Genomic DNA, 23580 nt, shown 5'->3' on the forward strand with positions numbered 1-23580 from the left:
GAGCGGCGGGAAGCGGGGCGGCCTGGGCCGCCAGCCGGGCAGCGGCAGCTATCGAGGCTCCGACACCTACGAGCGGTCGGACGGCGGCGAGCGAGAACGAGACCACGCCCCGCGGCAGCGGCAGCGGCACTCGCGGCGGCGGGTTGGCCGCCCCCGGCAGCACGGCGTTCCCCGACGGCACCGAGGGCGGGTTGTTCACCGGCGGGCACGGTCTGGATTCCGTACCGGACGGGCCACCGGTGGGCCGCCACCGACGCAGCTGACCCGGAGAGCGATATACCTGTGAGTCATAGATATGACTCACAGGTATAAGCGTTGAGGGCATCAGCGCCACGTCACGGAGCAGCGCAGGCCGCCGAGACGTCAACAGCCGTCAGGGCAGGCGGGCCTGGAGCACACCGTTCTGGATCCGGGTGGGCAGGATCTGCTGGTCGTTGCCGGACGGCCCCTGCACGACCTCGCCGCCGTTGAGGCGGAACGCGCTGCCGTGCCACGGGCAGACCACACAGGCGTGACCGTCGATTTCCTGCACCTCGCCCTCGCCGAGCGGCCCGCTCTGGTGCGGGCAACGCTCCAACATCACGGTCACCTCGTCGCCGTGCCGGTAGAGGATCACCGAGATGTCGTCGTCCACCTCCCGGGTGATCAGGGTGCGCTGCGGCAGCGTCGCCATGTCGACGAGCGAGTGCCAGCCGTCGGTCATCCGGCGCAACTCGGAGATGCTCTGGTTGACCTGCGCCCCCTGCTTGTACGCGAGGTGCCCCCCGATGTACGCGCCGAGGCTGACGGTGGAGAGGCCGAGGAAGCCGAGAGCTCGACCGACGCCGTGCCGGCCGGACATCCGCGCGGCCAGCGAACCGGCGTAGAGCGTCAGGCCGACGGTGTTGGCGGCGGCGTGCACCAGGCCGACGCGGCGCTGGTCCCGGGCGAGCGCCGCCCAGTCGTTCAGTCCGGCGATCGCCGCCGGCACCGCGCTGACGGTGCCCAGGCCGACCAGCATGGTGGCGGGTCGGCGTTGCCCGGGCATCAGGTCCAGGACCGCGGCGCTGATCCACGCGCCGACCGGCACCTGCACCATCGCCGGGTGGAGTGGGTGCCCGATGGTGACCCCGTGCAGCAGGTCCCGCAGCCGGCGCGGACGCAGCGTGCTGAGGACGATTCGCTGCAACCGGTCGCCGGTCCGGTCCAGCCCGGACGCCTGCTCGACTTTCGTCAGAAGTTCTCGCACCCGTACCGACTTCCCGGCGAAGAGCCCCGCAAACCGGTCTCCGGCGACAAAACTGTCAGTCAGTGCGATCTTGCCGATGCGGCTCGGCGAACCAGGGCGGAGCGCCGGCCGAATTTGCAAGATCGACCGGGATTGTGGGTGCCGGGCGGCGCGGGCATGCTGAGCCGATGGGTGTACGGGTGGAGCGTTCCGGGCCGGTGACGACTGTCGTGCTGGATCGGGCGGCTGCTCGCAACGCCGTCGACGGGCCGACCGCCAGGGCGCTCGCCGACGCCTTCCGGGCCTTCGAGGCCGACCCGGACGCGTCGGTCGCCGTGCTCTGGGGTGCCGGTGGCACGTTCTGCGCCGGGGCGGACCTGAAGGCGATCGGCACGCCGAGTGGCAACCGGGTGGAGCCGGAGGGAGACGGGCCGATGGGTCCGACCCGGATGGCGCTGAGCAAGCCGGTGATCGCGGCGATCTCGGGGTACGCGGTGGCGGGCGGGCTCGAACTGGCGCTCTGGTGCGACCTGCGGGTCGCCGAGTCCGACGCGACGCTCGGGGTGTTCTGCCGCCGCTGGGGGGTGCCGTTGATCGACGGTGGCACCGTCCGGCTGCCCCGGTTGATCGGCGAGAGCCGGGCGATGGACCTGATCCTCACCGGCCGCCCGGTGTCGGCGGACGAGGCGTACACGATGGGGTTGGTCAATCGGGTGGTGCCACCGGGCCGGGCGCGGGTGGCGGCCGAGGAGCTGGCGGCAACGATCGCCCGGCACCCGCAGACCTGCCTTCGCAACGACCGGGCGGCGGTGCTGACCGCCGCCGGGCGAGGAGAGCCGGAGGCGCTGGCGACGGAGTTGGCGTACGGGATGGATTCGCTGGCGGCGGACGCGCTGGCCGGCGCGGCCCGGTTCGCCGCGGGCGAGGGCCGGCACGGCGCGACGCCGCCGGGAGAGTCACCTCCCCCGACGGCGTCGGCCTCGGGCTGAGTCAGTTGCGGTTGATGGTGAAGGTGGTGGTGGTGTTGCGGATGTCCTGGTAGTTGTTGGTCAACCGCAGGTTGTTGAAGGTGACCGAGCCGACCGCCGGACCCTGACCGGGTTCGGGCATCTCGTTGGCCCAGATGGCGAAGCCCGACTTCGCGTCGTACGCGTCACCGCTCTTGCGGACGCCGCTGATCGAGACGTTGGTGAACACCGTGTCGGTGATCGGGTTCTCCGGCTGCGACCCGGTGTACTTGGTCTGGAACATGATCCCGGTGTACGTCGGGTCGACGATGTCCACGTCGGACACCCGGATGCCGCGGAACTCCTTGGATGCGGAGAAGACCCAGATCGCCGGGAACGTCTGGGAACCCCAGAAGTGCCCGCCCGCTCTGATCAGCGAGATGTTCTGGAACTGGGTCGGCGGGCTCGCCCCGAAGCCGATGAACGGATAGCCGAAGTCCAGCGAGCTGATGGTGATCCCGGAGTACGTCAACATGTCCGCGATGTAGAGGTTGCGGAAGATGTTGTTGTAGCCGCCGTAGACCGCCACCCCGGCCGCCCGCCAGGTCAGCGTGGCCGAGAGGTTCTCGAACACGTTGCCGTTGTTGCCGACCGACGCGCCCTGGTCGGTGGCCGAGAAGAGGGCGAACGCGTCGTCGCCGTTCGACCGGCCCTCGGAGTTGGTGACCAGGTTGTTGGTGCTGCCGTTGGTCAGGTTCACGGCGTCGGCGAAGGTGTTGCGGAAGCGGCTGTCGCGGATGGTCAACCCGCTGACACTCACTCCCCAGTACGCGCAGACGGTGTGCTCGACCCAGACGTTGTCGAGCGTCATGTTGTCGACGTCCTTCAGCTCACCCCAGACCTTGCCCGGCCCGTCGATGCGGTTGGTGTAGTTGCCGAAGAAGGCCAGGTGCGAGAAGGACGACCCGCTGGCCGAGGACTCCACCCGGAAGCCGGCGTCGGTGTTCTGCTGGTTGGTGGGCGTCTGGAAGCGGGTGTACCAGATGCCCGCGCCGACGACGGACACCGCCTTGCCGTACACCTGGAACTTCTGCGCGGTCTCGTAGGTGCCGGCCGGCAGGTAGACGCCGACCAGGTTGCCGGTCGTGTCCATCCGGACCGCGTCGAGCGCGTTCTGGACGTCCTGGTGGCTGAAGCCACTGGGCACCCGGTACCGGGCCGGATCCGGGTTGGCCCGAGGTGCGACCAGCTCCAGGTTGACGAAGTCGATCGCGTACGTGGTGGTGTTCGCCGGGTCCTTCTGCAGACGGATCTTGCTGCCGGCCGGGATGGTGGAGTTCAGCATCACGTTCGCCTCGTCGTACAGGTGGCGAGGCGGGCCGGCACTGGGCGAGTCGCTCGGGCTGGCCTCCGAGCCGTACAGCCAGATGTGCTTGGAGGTCAGGTTGATCGGCTTGTGCAGGGTGCCGTTGACGTAGATGTTCAGCGTCGAGTCGATGCCTCCGCCGCCCGCCGAGTCGGGGATGGAGAAGCGGGTGACCAGGGTGTTCGTCGCCGCCCAGGTGGTCCACTCGACGTACGCGCCGGTGCTGTTCAGGGTGACCGCCCGACGTCCGGACGCCTCACCGCCGAGGTTGCCGATCTCCCGGTTGGGGCCGACCTGACCCGCGCCGCCGCCGGTGGTGCCGTCCTCGGCCTCGTACATGTCGTAGCCCAGGTTGGCGCCGCGACCCACGAAGAGCGGCCGGTCGGTGGTGTTGTTGGTCTGCTTCACCGGCAGCTCGTTGCCGTCCACGGCGAGCACCACCCGGACGGTGTACTTGCCGTTCGCGGCGGTCCAGGTGCCCAGGTTGATCGGGCCGACCGTCGCACCGGCGTTGATCACACCGGAGTACGAACCGGTCAGGGTACGGACCACGGTGCCGGACTCGTTGAGCACGGTCAGGGTGATGCCGTGCCCACCGGACGCGGACGCCTGGTTGCCGGCGTTGCGGATCGACACGGAGAAGGTGACGGTGCCGCCCGGCGGCGGGTTGCCCGGTGACCAGTCGACGGCGGAGGCGACCAGGTCGGAGCTGGCGACCGCGCCGACCACCAGCGGGCTGGGGTTGGTGTAGCTGTTGTTCGTGTCGTCCTGCTCGACGACGGTGTTCGACTCGTCGACCTTCGCGCTGAGCGGGTAGCTGCCCGAGTCCCGGGTGCCGATGCTGGCGCTGACAGTGGTCGACGCACCGGCGGCGAGGCTGCCGACCGACGCGGTGCCGACCCGGGTGGAGCCCAGGTAGAAGTTGACGTTGGTCGCGCCGGAGGTCGCCGAGCCGGCGTTGCGCACGGTGGCCGAGAGGGTGATGGTGCTGGTCTCCACCGGGGCGGACGGGCTGAACGACATGCCGGTGACGGTCAGGTCCGGGTTCGGCGCGGGGGTGCCGAAGACCTGGAACTCCGCCACCTGCCCGGCCGGTGCACCGGTGTTCGAGGCGATCGAGAGCCGGACGTCGGCCGCCGCGCCGGAGACCGGGATGGTCACCGTGTTGCCGCTGCCCGGGTTGAAGGCGTAGTTCGCCGCACCGACGAGGGTCGTGAAGCTCGACGAGCCCTGGTCCCGGCCGAGCACTGTGATGTTCTGCGTACGCGCGCCCCAGGCCGAGTCCGGGTTCAGCTTGATCACGACCTGGCTGAGGCTGGCGTTCGCGCCGAGCTGCACGGTCAACGTGCTCGGGTTGCCGTTGCCCTCCCAGTAGGTGGCCACGTTGTTGTCGTTGGCGTTGGTGGCCACGAACGTGTGCACGAACCCGGAGGCGGTGATCGACTTGCCGATCGCCAGGTTGGTCCCGGTGGGCGGGTTGCCGGTGCCGGTACGGGTCACCGTGTTGCTGTTCGCCGACTGGTTACCGGCCGCGTCCTTGGCCCGGACGTGGTACGAGACGGTGGCGCTGTCCGCCTGGCTGTCGACGTACGCCAGGGTCGAGCCGTTGACGCTGCCGCGCAGCGCGCCGTTGGCGTAGACGTCGTAGCCGGTCACCCCGACGTTGTCGGTGGACGCCGACCAGGTGAGCCGGATCTGCCCGCTGGCCGGCTGGGTGTACGCCAGGTTGCCGGGCGCGGTGGGGGCCTGGGTGTCGGTGCTGCCGGTGGCGCCGTACACCTCGACCTCGGAGAACTGCGCAGCCGGCCAGCCGGTGTTGCCGGTGACCTGCACCCGTACGTAGCGGGTGCTGGTGGCGGTGAAGCTGACCGTGGCGGTGTTGCCGCTGCTCGGGTTGAAGGTGTAGCCGGCGGACGCCTTCAGGGTGCTGAACGACGAGCCGTTGGTGGAGCCGAGCACCGACAGCGTCTGGGTGCGGGTCTGCCAGTCCGACGACGGCGGCAGCTTCAGCACCACCCGGTCCACGTTGACGGTCGCGCCCAGGTCCGCCTGGATCCACTGTGGAAACGCGTTGTTGGCGCTCTCCCAGTAGGTCGAGGCGTTGCCGTCGTTGGCGTTGCCCGCCACGTAGGTCTGGTGGTAACTGCTGGCGGTCATGGTGGCGGAGAGCCCGGCGAGCATGGCCACCCGGGCGGCGGCCGCGACCGGGTCCGCCGCCGGTGCCGCGCTCGCCGGGGGGACGGCGGCCGGGGCGGTGGCGAGGAGCATCCCGGCGAGCACGCCGGCGAGCAGCCGTCGGGGCGGACGCCGGCGGGCGGCTCGGGGAACGGGCCCGCCGGTCGGTGACGTGTCTGGTCTGGTGCCGTTACTGGACATGGGGTCGCTACACCTCTTTCGGGGGTGGGGTGCGGTGCGTTGCCCGGCGGCGGAGGCAGGGGGTACACCCGCCGCGTGGCACATTGCCCCTTCGGTGCTCCTTCCTCCCCGGTGCGCGGGGGTGGTGGGTGGTGGTGCCGGCGGCCGGGACGGGACCGCCGGCACCACGACGGTCAGGTCCGGCCGGGTCCGTCCACCGATCCGGCGGTACGCAACCAGACCGCGGTGTCCGACGGCAGCATCCCGTCGTCAAGCGGTCCACTGGCCAGCAACAACTCCCCCTCGGCCGGCAGGGGAACCGTGGAGTCGGAGAGGTTGACGACGCAGGCGAAGTCGCTCCCGCGACGGAAGGCGAGCACCCCGGCCGGGGCGGGCAGCCAGGTCATCTCCCCGTCACCGAGCGCCGGGTCGGCCCGCCGGGCATGGATCGCCGCCCGGTACAGCTCCAGCATCGAGGCCGGGTCTCCGGTCTGCGCGCTGGCCGTCCGGTCCTTCCAGTCGGCCGGCTGCGGCAGCCAGGGCGACGCGGCACCGGCCGGGCTGAACGCGAACGGCGGCTCGTCGCCGGCCCACGGCAGGGGTACGCGGCAGCCGTCCCGGCCCGGGTCGATTCGGCCGGACCGTTCCCACATCGGGTCCTGACGCAGCGCGTACGGGATGTCCTCCACCTCGTAGAGGCCCAGCTCCTCGCCCTGGTAGACGTAGGCGGCACCGGGCAGCGACAGCGAGAGCAGCGCGGCGGCCCGGGCTCGGCGGGTGCCCAGCTCCAGGTCGGTGGGGATGCCCTCGCGCTTGGCCGCGAAGCTGAACCTGGTGTCGGCCCGACCGTAGCGGGTGACGTGGCGGGTGACGTCGTGGTTGGAGAGGACCCAGGTGGCCGGCGCGTTGACCGGCGCGTGCGCGCTGAGCGTCCCGTCGATGCTCTCCCGCAGGGCGGAGGCGTCCCAGGCGCAGCCCAGGAAGTCGAAGTTGAACGCCGCGTGCAGCTCGTCCGGGCGCAGGTAGTTGGCGAACCGCTGCCGGTCCGGAAGCCACACCTCACCGATCAACGCGCGGTCGTCGTACTCGTCGGCGACCCGACGCCAGCCCCGGTAGATGTCGTGCACCCCGTCGAGGTCATGGAACGGGTGCGGCTGGTCCGGCTGGACCTCGGGCAGCGTCGGGTCCTTGACCAGCAACCCGGCCGAGTCGATCCGGATGCCGTCCACGCCCCGGTCGAACCAGAACCGCAGGATGTCCTCGAACTCCGCCCGCACCCGGGGGTGGTCCCAGTTGAAGTCCGGCTGCTGCGGGGCGAAGAGGTGCAGGTACCAGTCGCCGGGGGTGCCGTCCGGGTTGGTGGTGCGGGTCCAGGTCTCGCCACCGAACTCGCCCACCCAGTCGGTGGGCCGCTGGTCACCGTCGGGGCCCCGGCCGGGCCGGAACCAGAACAGGTCCCGCTCGGGCGCGCCGGGCCCGCCGGCGAGCGCCGCCTGGAACCAGGGGTGCGCGTCGGAGCAGTGGTTCGGCACCACGTCGACGATGGTCCGGATGCCCACCGCGTGCGCCTCGGCGATCAACGCCTCCACCTCGACGAGGGAACCGAATACCGGGTCGATGTCGCGGTAGTCGGACACGTCGTAGCCGGCGTCCGCCATCGGCGAGGGGTACCACGGGCTGAACCAGATCGCGTCGACGCCGAGCGCGGACAGGTGATCCAGCCGGGACCGGATGCCGGCGATGTCGCCGATGCCGTCGCCGTTGCCGTCGGCGAAGCTCCGGGGATACACCTGGTAGATCACCGCTCCACGCCACCACGGACTGCTGTCTGCTGTGGACACGAGCACCTGCTTTCTGGGTCAGTACGTCGGCGGGTTCGCCGGACCTGTATGTGTGTCGGACGAACTGTCGTTGTTCGCCGCGCGGGGTGTTGCGGTCGTGGCTAGCCCTTGATGCTGCCCGTGGTCAGACCGGACATGATGTTCCGTTGGAAGATCAGGAAGATGATGACCGTCGGGATCGCGGCGATGACCGAGGCGGCGATCACCACGTTCATCGGCGTACCGCCGGCGAAGGCGTAGATGCCGACGCTCACCGTCCGGGTCTCCGGCGACGGCATGACCAGCTTCGGCCAGAGGAAGTCCTTCCAGACCGCCGTCACGGCGAAGATCGAGACCACGCCGAGGATGGGGCGCGACAACGGCAGGATGATCGACCAGAGCGTGCGCAGCGACGACGCCCCGTCCATCAGGGCGGCGGCCATCAGCTCCTCCGGGATCGAGTCGAAGAACCGCTTCAACAGGAAGATGTTGAACGCGTTCGCGACCAGCGGCAGCCAGATGGCGAACGGCGAGTCGAGCAGGTTGAGGTGCAGGATCGGCAGGTCGATCACCGTCACGTACTGCGGAACGATGAGCACCATCGCCGGGATCATCAGCGTCCCCAGCATCAGGGCGAGGATCACGTTGCCGAAGATCGGCCGGAGTTTCGACAGCGAGTACGCGGCGGCGGTGTCGAAGACCAGTTGGAACAGCACCGCGCCGATCGCGTAGTAGAAGGTGTTGAACAGCAGCTTTGCGAGGGCCAGGTTGTTCCACGCGTCGATGTAGTTCTGCGGCTGCGGATCCTTCGGGAACAGCGAGGGTGGGGTCTGCGCGATCTCCTGGCCGGACTTGAGCGCGCCGGTGACCATCCAGTAGAGCGGGCCGAGGAAGACGAGCGTGAACCCCGCCACGACCATGACCAGCAGCGTCCAGTAGATGACCCGACCACGTCCCCGGCTGATCTGGGTCTGGGAGATGAGGGTCCGGGTTCCGGAATCCTGTGCCATTCCTCGCCGTCCTAGTCCTGTTTCGCAGTCAGCCGCACGTACACGGCGGAGAAGCCGGCCAGCACCACGAGCATGATCACGCCCAGCGCGGCGGCGCCGTTGAGGTCGTTCTGGAAGAACCCGTGCTGGTAGATGAGGTACGCCACCGAGGTCGCCGAGTCCTCCGCGCCCGCACCGTTGGCGAGGATCAGTGGCTCGATGAAAAGCTGCATCGTGGCGACGATCTGGAGCATCGCCAGGAGCGCGAGGATCAGCCGGGTCTGCGGGATCGTGACGTGCACGATCCGCCGCCAGATCCCGGCGCCGTCCAACTCGGCGGCCTCGTACAGCTCGCCGGGGATGTTCTGCAACGACGCCAGGTAGATGAGCACCGCACCACCCATGTTCATCCAGGTCGACGCGACCACCATCGCCGGCATCGTCATCTCGGGCGACTGCATCCACTGCGAGGTGGGCAGGTGCAGCGCCTTGAGGATCGCGTTGAAGAGCCCTGCCTCGCTGGGGTCGTACGCGTAGAACTTGAAGAGGAACAGCGCGGAGGCCGGCGGCAGCATCACCGGCAGGTAGACCAGAATCCGCAGGTAGCCCTTGGCGTGACGGAACTCGTTGAGCACGATCGCCACGAAGAACGGCACCACGTAGCCGAGGGCCAGCGCGAGCACCGTGAAGTAGAGCGTGTTCTGCCAGGCCGTCCAGAAGCTCGGGTCGGCGATGATGCGGGAGTAGTTGTCCCAGCCCACCCAGGTGGTCTCGCCGCGCCGGGTCCGCTGGAAGCTCATGACGATGCCGCGGATCATCGGGTACCAGGAGAAGACGACGAAGCAGAGCACCGCCCCGATCAAAAACGCGTGACCGGTGAGGTTGTCCCGTACCTTGCGGCCGAGGCTCGTGCGCTGCGGCCCCGCCGAGTACGGCGACGGCGGGCGGCCCGGTTTCCTGGAGGTATCCGGGACGGTGGTGATCGCCAAGGCAACTCCTGAATGAGTCGGTGACGTCGACGACGCGGTGCGGGTGGTGTGTGGGGGCCGGGTCGGCGTCCCGGCCCCCACACGCTCGGTCAGCTCTCCGCGGCGAGGAGCTGGTTGACCTTCTCCTCGGCGGTCTTGAGCAGTGCGTCGATGTTCGAGTTCGGGTTGGTCAGCACACCGGACATCGCGGCGTCGAGCACCGCGTAGATGGCCTGGGCGTTGCGCGGCTCACCCTTGATCGGCACCGGGGTCGCCTCGAAGATCGCGAAGTTGGCGGTGTCGACGTTGGCGTTCGCCTTGCGCAGCTCCAGCTCCTGCTTCTGCGCCTCGCTCCCGTTCGCGAAGAGCAGCGGCTGGGGCAGACCCACCGGGTAGTTCTGCGGCTTGGCCCGGACGTAGTCGAACTGACCCTTGCCCGGGGTGAGCTTCTGGTACGCGATCCACTTCAGACCGGCCTTGACCTGCTCGGGAGTGAGGTCCTTCTTGAAGAAGTAACCCTCACCACCGCCGAGCGTCCCCTTCGCCGCGCCGTCCTGGCCGGGCAGCGGAGCCATCGCCCAGTCCTGGAACTTGCCCTGGAACTGGCTGACGATGGCCTGGGTGGCATCCGGCGCTCCGATGAACATGCCGACCTTGCCAGCGCCGGCGTTCGTCAGCAGGTCGCCCCACTGGAGCAGCTGACGGGCGCCCATGCTGTTGTCGCCGTACCGCATGTCCTTGAGGTTCTGCAGGACCTGCTTGCCCATCGGGTTGTTGAAGTCGGCCTTCTTGCCGTCGGCCGTGAGCACCTGGCCGCCCTGCGAGTAGAGCAGCGAGGTGAAGTGCCAGCCGCCGGTGTTGCCGGCGCTGTACTCCGAGTAGCCGGCGATGCCGTTGCCGAGCGCGGAGATCTTCTTGGCGGCGGCCCGGACGTCGGCCCAGGTCTTGGGCGGGTTGTTCACGTCGAGCCCGGCCTGCTGGAACAGGACCTTGTTGTAGATCAGTCCCATCGAGTAGTTCTTCACCGGAACGGCGTAGAGCTTGCCGCCGTCGGTGAAGACCTCCTTGAGCGCGGGGTCGATGCTGTCCCAGGTCGGAACGGTGTCCTTGTTGGCGTACTGGGTGATGTCCATCGCCTGACCGGAGTCGAGCACCTGCTGGACGTCGGTCATGTACCCGTAGAACACGTCGGTCACGGTGCCGCCGGCCAGCCGGGCGGTGAAGTCCGGCGGGTTGTTGCACTGCTCGCCGACGCTGACGCTCTTGATGATGATGTCCGGGTTCTGCTTCTGGAACTCGACGACGTCGTCGTTCCAGTTCTTCAGCAGCTCTTTCTGGGCACCTACCGGCTGGCAGTCGACAGTGATGGTGACCTTGCCGCCGGCGGTCGCGCCCTTGTCGTCGCTCTTCGTGGAGCACGCCGTGAGGCTGAGCCCCAGGCCGGCCACGAGCGCGACCGCCGCAGCCTTTCGGTATTGCGGTACGGACATCTGTCCATCCCTTCGGGAACGGGTGTCTCCAATGACCTTCGCTGATCTGCGGTGATGCGACCTGACGCCCAGTAGCTGCGTCGGAGCCAGGTGTGAGTGGAGTCACTGTAGCGAGACCGACTCATTTCAGCAAGGTGTCGACCCCAAGACGAAAGGACACGACGTGATTACGTCAGATGTTGGCAAGCCGGTGAAAGCACCCCCACAAACCAGGCGCTACACCGCCATACCGTCCCATTCGAACAGGTCGATACCGCAAGCCCTGCCCAACCCGGTCGATCATGGAGTTGTGGTGCCTGATTTCGAGGTTTTACGGGCGTTATGCCACCCACCACAACTCCATGATCGACTCGGCGTGGGGTGGGGTGGGGTGGGTGGGGTGGGGTGGGGTGGGGGGGTGGGGGGACACAGAACGGCCGTCGACCGCGTGGGCGGTCGACGGCCGGAAGGCTCGTTCGGTGTGGTCCCTAGCGACCAGGGGCGGGAGCGGTCGAGCCACGTACCACCAACTCGGGCTCGAACAGCAGCTCGTCCTGGAGCACACCGGCACCCTCGATCTGGGTGACCAGCAGGTCGACGGCAGCCTGCCCCATCGTCTCGATCGGCTGCCGAACCGTGGTCAACGGCGGGTCGGTGCAGGTCATGAACGCGGAGTCGTCGTAGCCCACCACCGAGATGTCGGTAGGCACCGAGTGACCCAGCCGCCGGGCCGCTCGGATCGTGCCCAACGCCAGGACGTCGCTGGCGCAGATGATGCCGGTGACGCCACGCTCGACCAGCTTCGTCGCGGCGACCCGCGCGCCCTCCATCGAGAAACTGGAACGTTCGACGCACTCGGCATCGGCCTCGCCCCAGCCGGCGGCCCGGGTCATCGCATCCAGCTTGCGGCGCGACGGCACGTGCCCCTCCGGGCCGAGCACCATCCCGATGCGCTCGTGCCCGAGCGAGCGCAGGTGCCCGTACGCCTGCTCGACCGCCACCGCGTCGTCAGTCGAGACCCGGGGGAAACCCAACTCGTCCACACCGGCGTTGACGAGTACGACCGGAAGGCCCCGATCGGTCAGCCGACGGTAGTGGTCGTGCCGGGCGTCCGCGAGCGCGTACGAACCACCAGCGAAGATGACGCCGGAGACCTGGTGGTCGAGGAGCATCTCCACGTAGTCCATTTCGGAGACACCACCGATGGTCCGGGCGCACAGAGCCGGGGTGTAGCCGCGCTGCGCGAGCGTCCCGGTGACGACCTCGGCCAACGCCGGGAAGATCGGGTTCTGCAACTCGGGCAGCACCAGCCCGACCAGCCGGGCGCGTTCGCCACGCAGCTTGGTGGGTCGCTCGTAGCCGAGGACGTCCAGCGCGGTCAGCACCGCGGTCCGGGTCGCCTCCGAGACCCCGTCACGGCCGTTGAGCACCCGGCTGACGGTGGCCTCGCTGACGCCCGCCTTCTTGGCAACTTCAGTCAACCGCTTGGTCACGGACGCAATCGTACGTCGCCCTGATGAAAGAAATGAACAGCAAAATGCCCTGCGCTTGCCGTCCAGCTGCCGCATTCTTCCCATCGGCCACCATTCGGGCGGCGACATCGGGGGCCTATTGCGGCGTCGGCGCCTTACCGACACCAGGTCGCACCGGCCGGGTCGATCAAGCCCGGACCACGATGGGTGAGGGCGGTCGTCAGGACAGGTCGCGCAGCGCGTCCCCGATGGCCCGGTGGAAGGTCGGGTACGCGTAGATCATGTGTCGGAGCTGGCTCAGCGGTACCGCCGCGTGCACCGCCACGGCCAGCGCGGACAGCACCTCGCCGCCGGCCGGGCCGACGGAGGTCGCGCCGATCAGCACGCCCTGGTCGGCATCCGCGACGACCTTGATGAAACCCTCGTCGCCGACCTGGTGGATCCAGCCCCGGGTGGAGCTGCTCAGCTTGGTGAAACCGACCTGCACGTTGATGCCGCGGTCGCGGGCCTGGTGCTCGGTGAGCCCGACCGCGCCGACCTCGGGGTCGGTGAAGGTCACCCGGGGCAGCGCGCGGTAGTCGGCGCGGGGGACGGTGCCGGCCGACCCGCTCGACCCGCTGGCGGCCAGTGCGCTGGACGCGCCCATCGCTCCGCCGACCACGCTCGACGTGCCGCTGGCGTCCGCACCGGCCTTCGCCTGTCGGGCACGGGCCAGGATGTCGGCGATCACGATCCCCGCCTGGTACATGGCGATGTGGGTGAAGGCGCCCTCGCCGGTCAGGTCACCGACCGCCCAGACGTGGTCGGTGACGTGCAACCGGTCGTCGACCGGCAGGTAGCGCTGACTCGCGTCCAGGCCGATCGTGTCCAACCCCAGTTCGGCCAGGTGCGCCTTTCGCCCGGTCACCACCAGCAGCTGGTCGGCGGTGTACGCGGCCCCGCCGCTGCCCCGCAGGGTGAACCCTGTGCCGTCGTGGTCGACGCGTTCGGCGCGTACCCCGGTGTGGATCTCCACGCCGTCGGCGCGCAGCGCGGCGGCGGCGACCTCGGACGCCTCCGGTTCCTCGACGGCCAGCACCCGGTCGAGCGCCTCCACCACCGTCACCCGGACCCCGAAGCGGGCGAAGACCTGCGCCAACTCCAGGCCGATCGCGCCGCCACCGAGCACCAGCAACGACTCTGGCAGCTCCTCGACCTCGATCGCCTGATGGTTGGTCCAGTACGGGGTGTCGGCCAGGCCGTCGATCGGCGGCACCGAGGGGCGGGTTCCGGTGCTCAGCACGACCCCGTGCCGGGCCTCGAAGACCTGGTCACCGACCCGGACCCGGCGTGGGCCGTCGAGACGGCCACTGCCCCGCACGAGCCGGCCGCCCTTGCTGGTGAACCGGTCGGCGGCGACAGTGTCGTCCCAGGTGTCGGTGGCTTCCTCGCGGATCCGCTTCGCCACCGGAGCCCAGTCGGGCTGGACCTGCGCCGTCCCGGCGAGCCCGTCGACACGGCGGGCCTCGGCGAGGGCGTTGGCCGCCCTGATCATCATCTTGCTCGGGATGCAGCCCCAGTAGGGGCACTCCCCGCCGACCAGGTCCCGTTCGACGCCGACGACGCTCAGGCCGGCTTCGGCGAGCCGCTCGGCCACCTCCTCGCCGCCAACCCCGAGCCCCACCACGACCACGTCCACCAGCTCCCGATCTGCCACTGGAACAGCATCCCCCAGCGACACCGCCCCAACCACCGGGGTTGGAGAAAAGTCGGCGCGCTCACCGGTCCGGGCCGCCTACCGTGTCGGGATGCACGCACGCTTCGCCCCGGTCCGGGACTGCTTCCACGATCTGCTCAGCTCCGGCCGGGAGACCGGAGCCGGCCTGGTCATCTGGTACGACGGGCAGCCCGTCGTCGATCTGGTCGGGGGTCACCGGACCGGTGCCGAGCCGTGGCGGCCGGACACGCTCGCCAACGTCTACTCGGTGGGCAAGCCGGTGGCCGCGCTCTGCCTGCTGATGCTCGTCGACCGGGGGCAGGTCGACCTGGACGCGCCGGTCGACACGTACTGGCCGGGTTTCCGCACGGCGGCCACAGTGCGTCAGGTGTTGGCGCACACCGCCGGCCTCCCGGCGTTCCCGGTGCCCCGGCCGGCCACCGCGGTCGCCGACTGGGCGCTGCTCACCGACGACCTGGCCGCGGCCGACCCGGAGTGGGCACCGGGCTCGGTGGCCGCGGAGCACGCCTGGACGTACGGGCACCTGGTGGGCGAGGTGGTGCGGCGGGTCGACGGGCGGTCGGTGGGCCGGTTCCTGGCCGAGGAGGTCGCCGACCGGTGGCAGCTCGACCTCGGTTTCGGGCTGGCCCACGCGGACCAACGCCGGTGCGCGGAGATGCGCTACGGCGACCCGCGGTGGCCGGCTCGGAAGCTCGGCGAGCCGGGGTCACTACGGGCGCGCGCGTTGGGCAACCCGGCCGGTGGGCTGGACCTGGCCGTGTTGAACAGCCCGCTGTGGCGAGCTGCCGAGATGCCCGCGGTCAACCTGCACGCCACCGCGTCCGGTCTCGCCCGGCTGTACGCCGGCCTGCTCGCCGGGGGCAGCCTGGACGGGGTCCAGTTGTTCAGCCCGGAGCTGGTGGCGGAGGCGACCCGGGTCCAGTACGACGGGCCGGACCTGCTGCTGGACCGCCAGGTCCGGTGGACGCTCGGGATGCAGTGGGAGCCGGACGGCAGTTGGGGCATGGGTGGTATCGGTGGCAGCAGCGCGTGGGCCGACCCGGAGCGCGGTTACGTCTTCGCGTACGCCACGGCGCACCTGGCCGAGCACGACCGGGTCGACGAGCTGGTCGAGGTGTTGCACTCCTGCCTCTGACGCCTGTCAGCGCAGCCACACGGGGTCGGTGCCGGGCACCGAGAGCGGCGGCGGATAGTCGAGCGTCCGGCGGAGCGCCTCGGGCAGTCGCCACGGTTGGTGGACGGCCTTGCCCTGCACCCCCGCCAGCTCCGGCACCCACCGGCGTACGTAGTCACCGGCCGGGTCGTACCGCTCGGCCTGCCGGACCGGGTTGAACCCCCGGTACGGCTTGGTGTCGTTGCCGGTGCCGGCGACCCACTGCCAGTTGCCGGAGTTGTTGGCCACGTCCCCGTCGAGCAGCCAGCGGAAGAAGACCGCCACCCCGGACCGCCAGTCCTGCCCGAGGTGCTTGGTCAGGTAGCCGGCCGTGATCAGGCGGGCCCGGTTGTGCATCCAGCCCTGCGCACGCATCTGCCGCATCCCGGCATCGACGATGGGCATCCCGGTCCGCCCTTCGGTCCAGGCCGCCAACGCGTCGTCGTCGTAGCGCCACCGCTCGGTGGCGCCCCGCCGGTACGCCGCTGTGGAGATGTCCGGGAACGCGGCGGTGACCTGGTAGTAGAAGTCCCGCCAGCAGAGCTGCCGGACGAACGGCCCGGACCGGTCCCCGGCACTGTTGGCCACCGTCAGTGGGGACACGCAACCGAAGCGCAGGTACGGGCTGAGCCGGGACGTGTCGTCGCCGGCCATGTCGTCGTGCTGGTCGTCGTACCGGTGCAGGGCGGGCAGCCAGTCGGTGAGCCGCTGGCGGGCGACCCGTTCCCCGCCGACCGCGGCGTCCGGCGACTCTCCCGGCGGCGGCTTCGGCAGACCGCCCACGCGCACACCGCTGGGCAGCGCCACCCGGTCCGGCGCGGCCAACTCCTCGCGCCACTGCCGGGCTGCCCAGGACCTGTGGTACGGGCTGAACACCCGGTAGTGGTCGCCCCCGCCACCGGGTTGGAGGGCGCCCGGCTCGACCACTGTCAGCCCGGGGAACAGTCGCAGGTGCAGCCGGTGCCGGTCGCACTCGGCGCGTAGCCGCCGCTCCCGACGGCGGGCGTAGTGGCTGACGTCGGCGGAGAGCGCGACGGCGGTGGCACCGACCTCGCCGGCCAGCCGGATCGTCTCGGCCACCGGGTCACCGTGCCGTACCACCAGGTCACCGCCGCGCTCGCGGAGCTCGACGCGCAGGTCGGCGAGCGCCTGGTGCAGGAACCGGGTGCGGTTGGCCGACAGGCCGGCGAGAGCCGGGTCGAGGACGTACAGCGGCACCACCCGGTCGAAGGCCGCGCAGGTGGTGGCCAGCGCCGGGTGGTCGTGCACCCGCAGGTCGCGGGTGAGGAGCACGACCGCGGTGCTCGCGGTCACCGGGGCTCCGGTTGGATCGTCGGCCCGGGGATGGTGACCGGCGTACCGGTCGAGGTGAGCAGGGCACGGGCGGCGACCGCCATCCGTCGCCGCTGCGGCACCAGGGCCCGGCGGGTGAAGACGTCGTAGCCCTGCGCGGCCACCTCGTCGAGGATCCCGCCGTACAGGGCGTACGCGGTGCGCATGCAGGCCTGTGAGGCGGGCGCCAGCATGGTGATGCCCGGAGCGGCGGCGGCGTAGTGCGCCTGGGCGCGGGTCACCTCGTACTCGATCAGCTCACGGGTCCGCTGGGTGCCGCGGCCCCGGGCTCTGGCCTCGGCCAGCTCCTCGCGGGTCACGCCGAACTTCGCCAGGTCCTCGTCCGGCAGGTAGGTGCGGCCCCGGTCGAGGTCCTCGGCGACGTCCCGGATGAAGTTGGTGAGCTGGAAGGCGAAGCCGAGCTGCCGTGCCGGTTCCCGCGCCGCCGCCGGGTCGGAGCTGCCCAGGATCGGCAGCATCATCGTGCCGATCACCGCCGCCGAACCCTCCATGTAGTCGAGCAGGTGGTCGTAGGTCGGGTACGCGGTGACTGTCAGGTCCATCGCCATGCTCTTCAGAAACGACGCAAAGTCGTCCCGGTCGAGATCGAAGACGGCGATCGTGTGCAGGACGGCCGGCAGCAACGGGTCGTCGACGGGGGCACCGTGCAGGCCGGACACGAAACGGCTGGCCCAGTCGTCCAGGAGGGCGGCCCGCTCGGCCTGGGGAAGGTCCTCGGTGCGGTCCACGATCTCGTCCGCGTACCGGGTGAACCCGTAGAGGGCGTGCACATGTCGTCGTTTCCAAGCGGGCAGCAGTCGGGTGGCGAGATAGTAGGTGCGGCCATGGCGTTTGTGCAGCTCACGGCACCGGTCATAGGCAGCGGTGAGATCAGTGTCCACCGGCCCTCCTCAATTATCGACGCACCAATCGACGCAACTCGTAGCCTAGGGTACGCTCAGCCGCATGGCCAACGACGCAGTTGCGGGCAACGCGACCCGCGTGGCGCCGACGGGGCCCGGGGACGGGGACGATCCGGTCCGCGCCGTCCTGGCCGCGTACACCCAGGACCTGATCGCGGCGGTGCACGAGACCCTGAACACGTTCCTCACCGCCGAGGTCGACACCCTCGCCGAGATCGACGCGTCGATGGGCCGCTTCGCCGCAGCCGCGCGGGACGCCGTCCTCGTCGGCGGCAAACGGATCCGGTCCACGTTCGCCTACTGGGGGTGGCGAGGTGCGGTCGGCGGCGTCGAGGCACTGCCCCCCGTGCTGCCCGCGCTGGCCGCGCTGGAGCTGCTGCACACCTTCGCCCTGGTCCACGACGACGTGATGGACGCGTCCACCACTCGCCGGGGCCGGCCCACCGCGCACGTCGCGCTCGCCGAACAACACGTCGCCGCCGGCCACCGAGGTGATCCCGGCCGGTTCGGCGAGGCGGTCGCCGTGCTCATCGGTGACCTCTGCATGGTCTGGGCCGATCGGCTGCTGGCCCAGGCCACGGTGCCGTCGGCCCGGCTGTTCGAGGTTCGCCGCTGCTACGACCAGATGCGGGTGGAGACGGTCGCCGGGCAATACCTCGACGTGCTCGGCGAGAACGACCCGGCCAACTGGTCGGTCGACCGCGCGCTGCGGGTGGCCCGCTACAAGACCGCCAGCTACACCGTCCAGCGACCACTGCTCTTCGGGGCCTGCCTGGCCGGCGTCCCCCTCGACGATCCGCTGGTCTCCGCGTACACCCGTTACGGCCTGGCCGTCGGCGAGGCGTTCCAGCTGCGCGACGACCTCCTCGGTGTCTACGGCGACCCGGCCGCCACCGGCAAGCCGGCCGGTGACGACCTCCGCACCGGAAAGCCGACCACCCTGCTCATGCTGGCCCGGGAGCTGGCCACGCCGGCGCAGTTCCGGGCGTTGGAACGGGCCGCCGACGGACCGGTCGACCGGATCGCCGAGTTGGTCGTCGAGACCGGCGCCGTGACCCGGGTGGAGCGGATGATCGCCGAGCGGGTGAGTGAGGCGCTGGCGGCGCTCGACGCCGCACCCGTGGACCGGACGGCGCGCACCGCGCTGACCGGGCTGGCCACCGCCGCCACCAACCGGCGGGCCTGATGAGCGACTTTCTCGAGGAGGTGGTCACGTGCGGACGGTGACAGGACGGACGGACCGGGTGGTGGTCGTCGGGGCCGGGCTGGGTGGGCTCGCCTGCGCGCTGCACCTCGCCGGCAGCGGCCGGCAGGTGACGGTGCTGGAACGCGAGCCGGTGCCCGGTGGGCGCGCCGGTCGACTCGCCGTGGACGGCTACGAGTTCGACACCGGTCCGACGGTGCTCACCATGCCCGACCTGATCGCCGAGGCGCTCGGTGCGGTCGGTGAGGACATGCGCGACTGGCTCGACCTGACCCCGCTCGACCCGGCCTACCGGGCGTACTACCCGGACGGCTCGACCCTCGACGTGCTCACCGACACCACGCGGATGGCCGCCGAGATCTCTCGGGTCTGCGGGCCACGTGAGGCCGACGGTTACCTGCGCTTCGTCGACTACGCGCGGGAGCTGTGGCGTCTGGAGCGGGCCGACTTCATCGAGCGCAACCTGGACGCGCCGACCGACCTCCTCACCGGCAACCTGCTCAAGTTGCTCGCCGGTGGGGCGTTCCGACGCCTCCAGACCAAGATCAACCAGTTCTTCCGGGACCCGCGTACCCAGCGGATCTTCTCCTTCCAGGCGATGTACGCCGGCCTCGCGCCGCACGACGCGCTGGCCATCTACACCGTCATCGCGTACCTCGACTCGGTGGCCGGGGTCTACTTCCCGCGCGGCGGCATTCACGCGGTCTCCAGGGCGATGGCCGGCGCGGCCGAGAAGCACGGCGTGCAGATCCGGTACGACACCACTGTGACCCGGGTGGAGACCGCGAACGGCCGAGCCACCGGTGTGCTCACCGCGGACGGCGAACTGATCCGGGCGGACGTCGTCGTGCTCAACCCGGACCTGCCGGTCGCCTACCGGGATCTGCTCCCGGCCGCTCCGGCACGACGGCTCACCTACTCACCGTCCTGCGTCGTTCTGCACGTCGGCTCCCGACAGGCATATGACAAGATCGCCCATCACAACATCCACTTCGGACGCGCGTGGAAGGGCACCTTCGATGAGGTCATCCGGCGGGGTGAGTTGATGACCGACCCGTCGCTGCTGGTGACCAACCCGAGCCGGACCGACCCGTCGGTGGCGCCCGCGGACCGGCACACCTACTACGTGCTCGCCCCCGTGCCCAACCTGCACCGGGCTCCGTTCGAGTGGCGCGGCGACCTGACCCAGCGCTACAGCGACCAGCTGATCGGTACGTTGGAGGAGCGCGGCTACGTCGGCTTCGGCGCCGGCGTCGAGGTGCTGCGGGCGATCACCCCGGCCGAGTGGGAGGAGCAGGGCATGGCCGCGGGCACGCCGTTCGCCGCCGCCCACACCCTCTTCCAGACCGGCCCGTTCCGTCCGTCGAACCTGCACCGCGACCTGTCGAACGTGGTCTTCGTCGGTTCCGGAACACAGCCCGGGGTCGGCGTGCCGATGGTGCTCATCTCCGGCAAGCTCGCCGCCGGCCGGATCACCGGGGATGGCCGATGAGCAGTCGCGAGGGGCACCTCGTCGAACTGGTCGACGAGACCGGCGGGGCGCACGGCGAGACGACGGTCTCCGCCGCCCACCAGCCGCCGGGGCAGCTCCACCGGGCCTTCTCGGTGCTGCTGGTCGACCCGGACGGTCAGGTGCTGCTCCAGCGCCGGGCCGCCGTCAAGACCCGGTTCCCGCTGCGCTGGGCCAACTCCTGCTGCGGCCATCCCCGTCCGGGCGAGTCGCTCGCCGAGGCCGCCAACCGGCGGCTCCGCGAGGAGTTGGGCGCGGGCCCGGTCGAGCTGACCGAGGTGGGCGTCTACGTCTACTACGCCGAGGACCCGGCGACCGGTCGGGTCGAATTCGAGTACGACCACGTGCTGCGGGGTGACTTCCTCCCCTCCGCTCCGCTGCTGCCGAACCCGGACGAGGTGGCCGAGCTGCGGTGGGCCGACCCGACCGCCCTGGAGACCGAGCTGGAACGCGACCCCCGGTCGTACGCACCCTGGCTGGGCGGGGTGGTGAACCGGTTGTTGCGCCCGTCGGGGTCCACGCCCGGCGCACCCGGCCTGGCCGTGACCCCGCCCGGCTCGGCGGACGACACGGCGGAGCGGTCGGGTGGTCGATGAGGCGCTGAGCGCGGGTGCGGTCGCACGTCGGCTGGGGGTCGCGGTCACGACCCTCCGCACCTGGCACCAGCGCTACGGGCTCGGGCCCAGTGAACACATCCCCGGCCACCATCGCCGCTACACACCGGCCGACCTGGCCCGTCTCGAAATCATGCGACGGCTCACCGCCGAGGGGGTGAGCCCCGCCGAGGCGGCCCGCTGGGCCCGCCAGGCACCGGACCCACCACCCAACGGCACCGTCGCTCTCCGCCGCACCCAGTCGCCCAGCCGCGACGGCGGCGGAGGCATCCCGGTGGGCCGCGCCGGCCCGGCAGCCCGTGGGTTGGCCCGCGCCGCCATGCGCCTGGACGCGGCAGCGATCAGCGAGACCATCGCGCACGCCCTGGCCACCAACGGAGTCGTCGCCACCTGGGAAGGCCTACTGCGTCCGGTGCTCGCCGGCATCGGTGAACGCCACGCCGCCACCGCGGGCCTGATCGAGGTGGAACACCTGGTGTCCCGCTGCGTCTCGGAGGCCCTCGCGGCGGCCAGTCGGGCCCGGGTGCCCACCGGCCCGGCCCGCATCCTGCTCTCCTGCGCCGACGAGGAGCAGCACACCCTGCCGCTGGAGGCGTTGGCCGCGGCTCTCGCGGAGGCCGGGGTCGGCTACCGGATGCTCGGCGCCCGGGTGCCGGCGGCCGCTCTGGTCGAGGCGGTCAACCGGACCGGACCGGCTGCCGTGGTGCTCTGGTCCCACACGCGCGCCACCGCCGACCCGGCCCAGCTCAGCGCGTTGCTCGCCGCGCCCAGCCGCCCACTGCTGGCGCTCGCCGCCGGCCCCGGCTGGCGAGCCGACACCCTGCCCGCCGGGGTCGTACGACCGGTGGACCTGGCCGAGGCGGTCTCGCTCGCCGCCGCCGTCCGTGACTCCCTGGACCAGTCGACGCGTGACTGATCGCACTGTCGCCCGCTGAGCGCGTGAACTACCGTCGGGCGGGTCCGCCTACCCCGACCCCTCCGGGAGCCAGCAGATGCAAGCCCGCGCCGTCCTGGCGTCCGTCCTCGCCGTGGCGCTGGTCCTGTCCGGTTGTGCGCAGCCGGAACGCACCATCGCGTCGCACCCGGCGGAGTCGACACCTCCACCGTCCCCGCCGTCGCCGCAGCCGACGGTCAGCAAGCCACCCAAGCCTCCGCTGCGCCCGCTTCCGGCGAAGCTCCCGGCCGGCCTGCGACGCAACACCGGCGAACGACCCGTGGTCCTCACCTTCGACGACGGACCCAACCCGGCCTGGACACCCAAGGTGCTCGACCAGCTACGTGCCGCCAAGGTGACCGCCACCTTCTGCGTCGTCGGTCGCGAGGTGCAGCGCCACCCGGACCTGGTCCGACGGATCGTCCGCGAGGGGCACCAGCTCTGCAACCACAGCTGGCGACACGACCTCGACCTGGCGCGGCGGCCGGTCGACGAGATCAAGGCAGACCTGGCCCGCACCAACAAGGCCATCCAGAAGGCGGCTCCCGGCGCCAAGGTGCCGTTCTACCGGCAGCCGGGCGGCCGGTGGACCTCGGAGGTGCTGGACGTCGCGAAGGGTCTCGGCATGCGCCCGCTGCACTGGTCGGTGGACCCACAGGACTGGGACAAGCCCAACGCCGCCACGATCGGCAAACGCATCCACGCCGCCGCCCGCCCCGGAGCCATCGTGCTGCTGCACGACGGGGGCGGCAACCGGGCCGCGACGCTCGCCGCCTGCCCTGGCCTGATCGCCGACCTGAAGAAGCGCTTCGGCATCACCAAACTCCGCTAGACCCCCTTTGACCTGCTGTTATGCCCCATTGCCAGCCCTTGCCGATACCGATTTTGTCGACCGACCAGGCATCACGTATGCTTTCGAAGCCTCCGGCGGGGCCGGATGGGAGCAAGTCCGCTTGAAGTTGCGAGTGTGCAATGATGGCGGGGCCGCCCTCATCGTCTAGCGGCCCAGGACGCCGCCCTTTCAAGGCGGTAGCACGGGTTCGAATCCCGTTGGGGGCACGACCGGCGCAAGCCGGAGCAACACAAGCTAGGTCCTGTGGAGCAGTTGGAGTGCTCGCCGCCCTGTCAAGGCGGAGGTCGCGGGTTCAAGTCCCGTCAGGACCGCAGCGCTGACGCCGCGCCCCGCGCGGCGTTCTGCGTATCGGAGCAGGTCGCCCTGCCACCGGTTCGTCCGGTAGCCGGGTAGCATGAGCCGAGCGACACGGCCAGGTAGCTCAGTTGGTACGAGCGTCCGACTGAAAATCGGAAGGTCGGCGGTTCGACCCCGCCCCTGGCCACATAGCCTTTCGCCGGGCTACAGAGGTCCCCACCAGCGAAAACGCAGGTGGGGATCTTGCTGTTTCCGGCGCATGCGCCCCAGGCTCCCGACGACGACGTCCAGATTCCGTGTGATCAACACGACTTCCCCGAAATCGCGGCATCCCAGTGCCTCCGACACCGCAATGTCCCCGAACCCGTGTGGATCAAGCGAAGGCCGCAGCGTGCGGCGGGCGAGGCAGGGCCGGAGAGCGAGGCGGGGCCGGAGAGCGAGGCAGGGCCG

Annotated in this window: 17 protein-coding genes and 3 tRNA genes; 10 read left to right on the top strand and 10 right to left on the bottom strand. The window is 70.5% G+C overall.

What is annotated here, in order from left to right; genetic code table 11:
- Nucleotides 1–373: 373 nt before the first annotated feature.
- Nucleotides 374–1228, bottom strand: coding sequence for a DUF2231 domain-containing protein (locus GA0070612_RS05030; protein WP_088986861.1), 855 nt, complete (start codon nucleotides 1226–1228; stop codon nucleotides 374–376).
- 167 nt (nucleotides 1229–1395) lie between these two features.
- Between GA0070612_RS05030 and GA0070612_RS05035 the strand changes: the two genes are divergently transcribed.
- On the top strand, nucleotides 1396–2196 hold the full coding sequence (locus tag GA0070612_RS05035) for a crotonase/enoyl-CoA hydratase family protein (protein ID WP_088986862.1): 801 nt from the start codon (nucleotides 1396–1398) through the stop codon (nucleotides 2194–2196).
- 1 nt (nucleotide 2197) lies between these two features.
- Here GA0070612_RS05035 and GA0070612_RS05040 read toward each other — a convergent pair whose 3' ends face one another.
- The 7 genes from GA0070612_RS05040 to GA0070612_RS05070 all read right to left on the bottom strand — a co-directional run bounded on the left by GA0070612_RS05040 (nucleotide 2198) and on the right by GA0070612_RS05070 (nucleotide 14289).
- On the bottom strand, nucleotides 2198–5896 hold the full coding sequence (locus tag GA0070612_RS05040; protein WP_088986863.1) for a discoidin domain-containing protein: 3699 nt from the start codon (nucleotides 5894–5896) through the stop codon (nucleotides 2198–2200).
- Between the two features lie 173 nt (nucleotides 5897–6069).
- On the bottom strand, nucleotides 6070–7716 hold the full coding sequence (locus GA0070612_RS05045; protein WP_088991277.1) for a glycoside hydrolase family 13 protein: 1647 nt from the start codon (nucleotides 7714–7716) through the stop codon (nucleotides 6070–6072).
- Between the two features lie 101 nt (nucleotides 7717–7817).
- Nucleotides 7818–8705, bottom strand: a complete 888-nt coding sequence (locus GA0070612_RS05050; RefSeq protein WP_088986864.1) for a carbohydrate ABC transporter permease — start codon at nucleotides 8703–8705, stop codon at nucleotides 7818–7820.
- 11 nt (nucleotides 8706–8716) lie between these two features.
- On the bottom strand, nucleotides 8717–9673 hold the full coding sequence (locus GA0070612_RS05055) for a carbohydrate ABC transporter permease (RefSeq protein WP_088986865.1): 957 nt from the start codon (nucleotides 9671–9673) through the stop codon (nucleotides 8717–8719).
- 89 nt (nucleotides 9674–9762) lie between these two features.
- Complete coding sequence (locus tag GA0070612_RS05060; protein WP_088986866.1) at nucleotides 9763–11142, bottom strand: ABC transporter substrate-binding protein; 1380 nt, start codon at nucleotides 11140–11142, stop codon at nucleotides 9763–9765.
- A gap of 467 nt (nucleotides 11143–11609) precedes the next feature.
- Nucleotides 11610–12614: a LacI family DNA-binding transcriptional regulator gene (locus GA0070612_RS05065; RefSeq protein WP_331716390.1), complete on the bottom strand. Its 1005-nt coding sequence runs from the start codon at nucleotides 12612–12614 to the stop codon at nucleotides 11610–11612.
- Between the two features lie 199 nt (nucleotides 12615–12813).
- Nucleotides 12814–14289 (bottom strand): dihydrolipoyl dehydrogenase family protein, encoded by a 1476-nt coding sequence (locus tag GA0070612_RS05070; RefSeq protein ID WP_088986868.1) that lies wholly within the window; start codon nucleotides 14287–14289, stop codon nucleotides 12814–12816.
- A 91-nt stretch (nucleotides 14290–14380) separates the two neighbouring features.
- Between GA0070612_RS05070 and GA0070612_RS05075 the strand changes: the two genes are divergently transcribed.
- Entirely contained in the window at nucleotides 14381–15445 is a 1065-nt protein-coding gene (locus GA0070612_RS05075) for a serine hydrolase domain-containing protein (RefSeq protein WP_088986869.1), read from the top strand.
- 6 nt (nucleotides 15446–15451) lie between these two features.
- Here GA0070612_RS05075 and GA0070612_RS05080 read toward each other — a convergent pair whose 3' ends face one another.
- Together GA0070612_RS05080 and GA0070612_RS05085 are read right to left on the bottom strand one after the other, a co-directional pair.
- Nucleotides 15452–16777: a cryptochrome/photolyase family protein gene (locus GA0070612_RS05080; protein WP_088986870.1), complete on the bottom strand. Its 1326-nt coding sequence runs from the start codon at nucleotides 16775–16777 to the stop codon at nucleotides 15452–15454.
- Nucleotides 16774–17697 (bottom strand): phytoene/squalene synthase family protein, encoded by a 924-nt coding sequence (locus tag GA0070612_RS05085; RefSeq protein WP_088986871.1) that lies wholly within the window; start codon nucleotides 17695–17697, stop codon nucleotides 16774–16776. The genes GA0070612_RS05080 and GA0070612_RS05085 overlap by 4 nt, the downstream gene beginning before the upstream one ends.
- Before the next feature lie 64 nt (nucleotides 17698–17761).
- Between GA0070612_RS05085 and GA0070612_RS05090 the strand changes: the two genes are divergently transcribed.
- The 8 genes from GA0070612_RS05090 to GA0070612_RS05125 all read left to right on the top strand — a co-directional run bounded on the left by GA0070612_RS05090 (nucleotide 17762) and on the right by GA0070612_RS05125 (nucleotide 23317).
- On the top strand, nucleotides 17762–18904 hold the full coding sequence (locus GA0070612_RS05090) for a polyprenyl synthetase family protein (protein ID WP_088986872.1): 1143 nt from the start codon (nucleotides 17762–17764) through the stop codon (nucleotides 18902–18904).
- Nucleotides 18905–18932: 28 nt separating this feature from the next.
- A complete protein-coding gene (crtI, locus tag GA0070612_RS05095) occupies nucleotides 18933–20414 on the top strand; it encodes a phytoene desaturase family protein (protein WP_088986873.1) in 1482 nt (493 codons plus the stop codon).
- Nucleotides 20411–21028: an isopentenyl-diphosphate Delta-isomerase gene (idi, locus tag GA0070612_RS05100; RefSeq protein ID WP_088986874.1), complete on the top strand. Its 618-nt coding sequence runs from the start codon at nucleotides 20411–20413 to the stop codon at nucleotides 21026–21028. Before crtI ends, idi begins: the two co-directional genes overlap by 4 nt.
- The gene (locus GA0070612_RS05105; protein ID WP_088986875.1) at nucleotides 21018–21962 is read left to right on the top strand and encodes a MerR family transcriptional regulator; all 945 of its coding nucleotides are present in this window, start codon (nucleotides 21018–21020) and stop codon (nucleotides 21960–21962) included. Before idi ends, GA0070612_RS05105 begins: the two co-directional genes overlap by 11 nt.
- A 76-nt stretch (nucleotides 21963–22038) precedes the next feature.
- Nucleotides 22039–22812, top strand: coding sequence for a polysaccharide deacetylase family protein (locus GA0070612_RS05110; RefSeq protein WP_088986876.1), 774 nt, complete (start codon nucleotides 22039–22041; stop codon nucleotides 22810–22812).
- 154 nt (nucleotides 22813–22966) lie between these two features.
- Nucleotides 22967–23039 (top strand) — tRNA-Glu (locus GA0070612_RS05115).
- Between the two features lie 31 nt (nucleotides 23040–23070).
- Nucleotides 23071–23144 (top strand) — tRNA-Asp (locus tag GA0070612_RS05120).
- Nucleotides 23145–23243: 99 nt separating this feature from the next.
- Nucleotides 23244–23317, top strand: a tRNA-Phe gene (locus GA0070612_RS05125).
- Nucleotides 23318–23580: the final 263 nt, after the last annotated feature.

Source organism: Micromonospora chokoriensis, assembly GCF_900091505.1.
Classification (GTDB): domain Bacteria; phylum Actinomycetota; class Actinomycetes; order Mycobacteriales; family Micromonosporaceae; genus Micromonospora; species Micromonospora chokoriensis.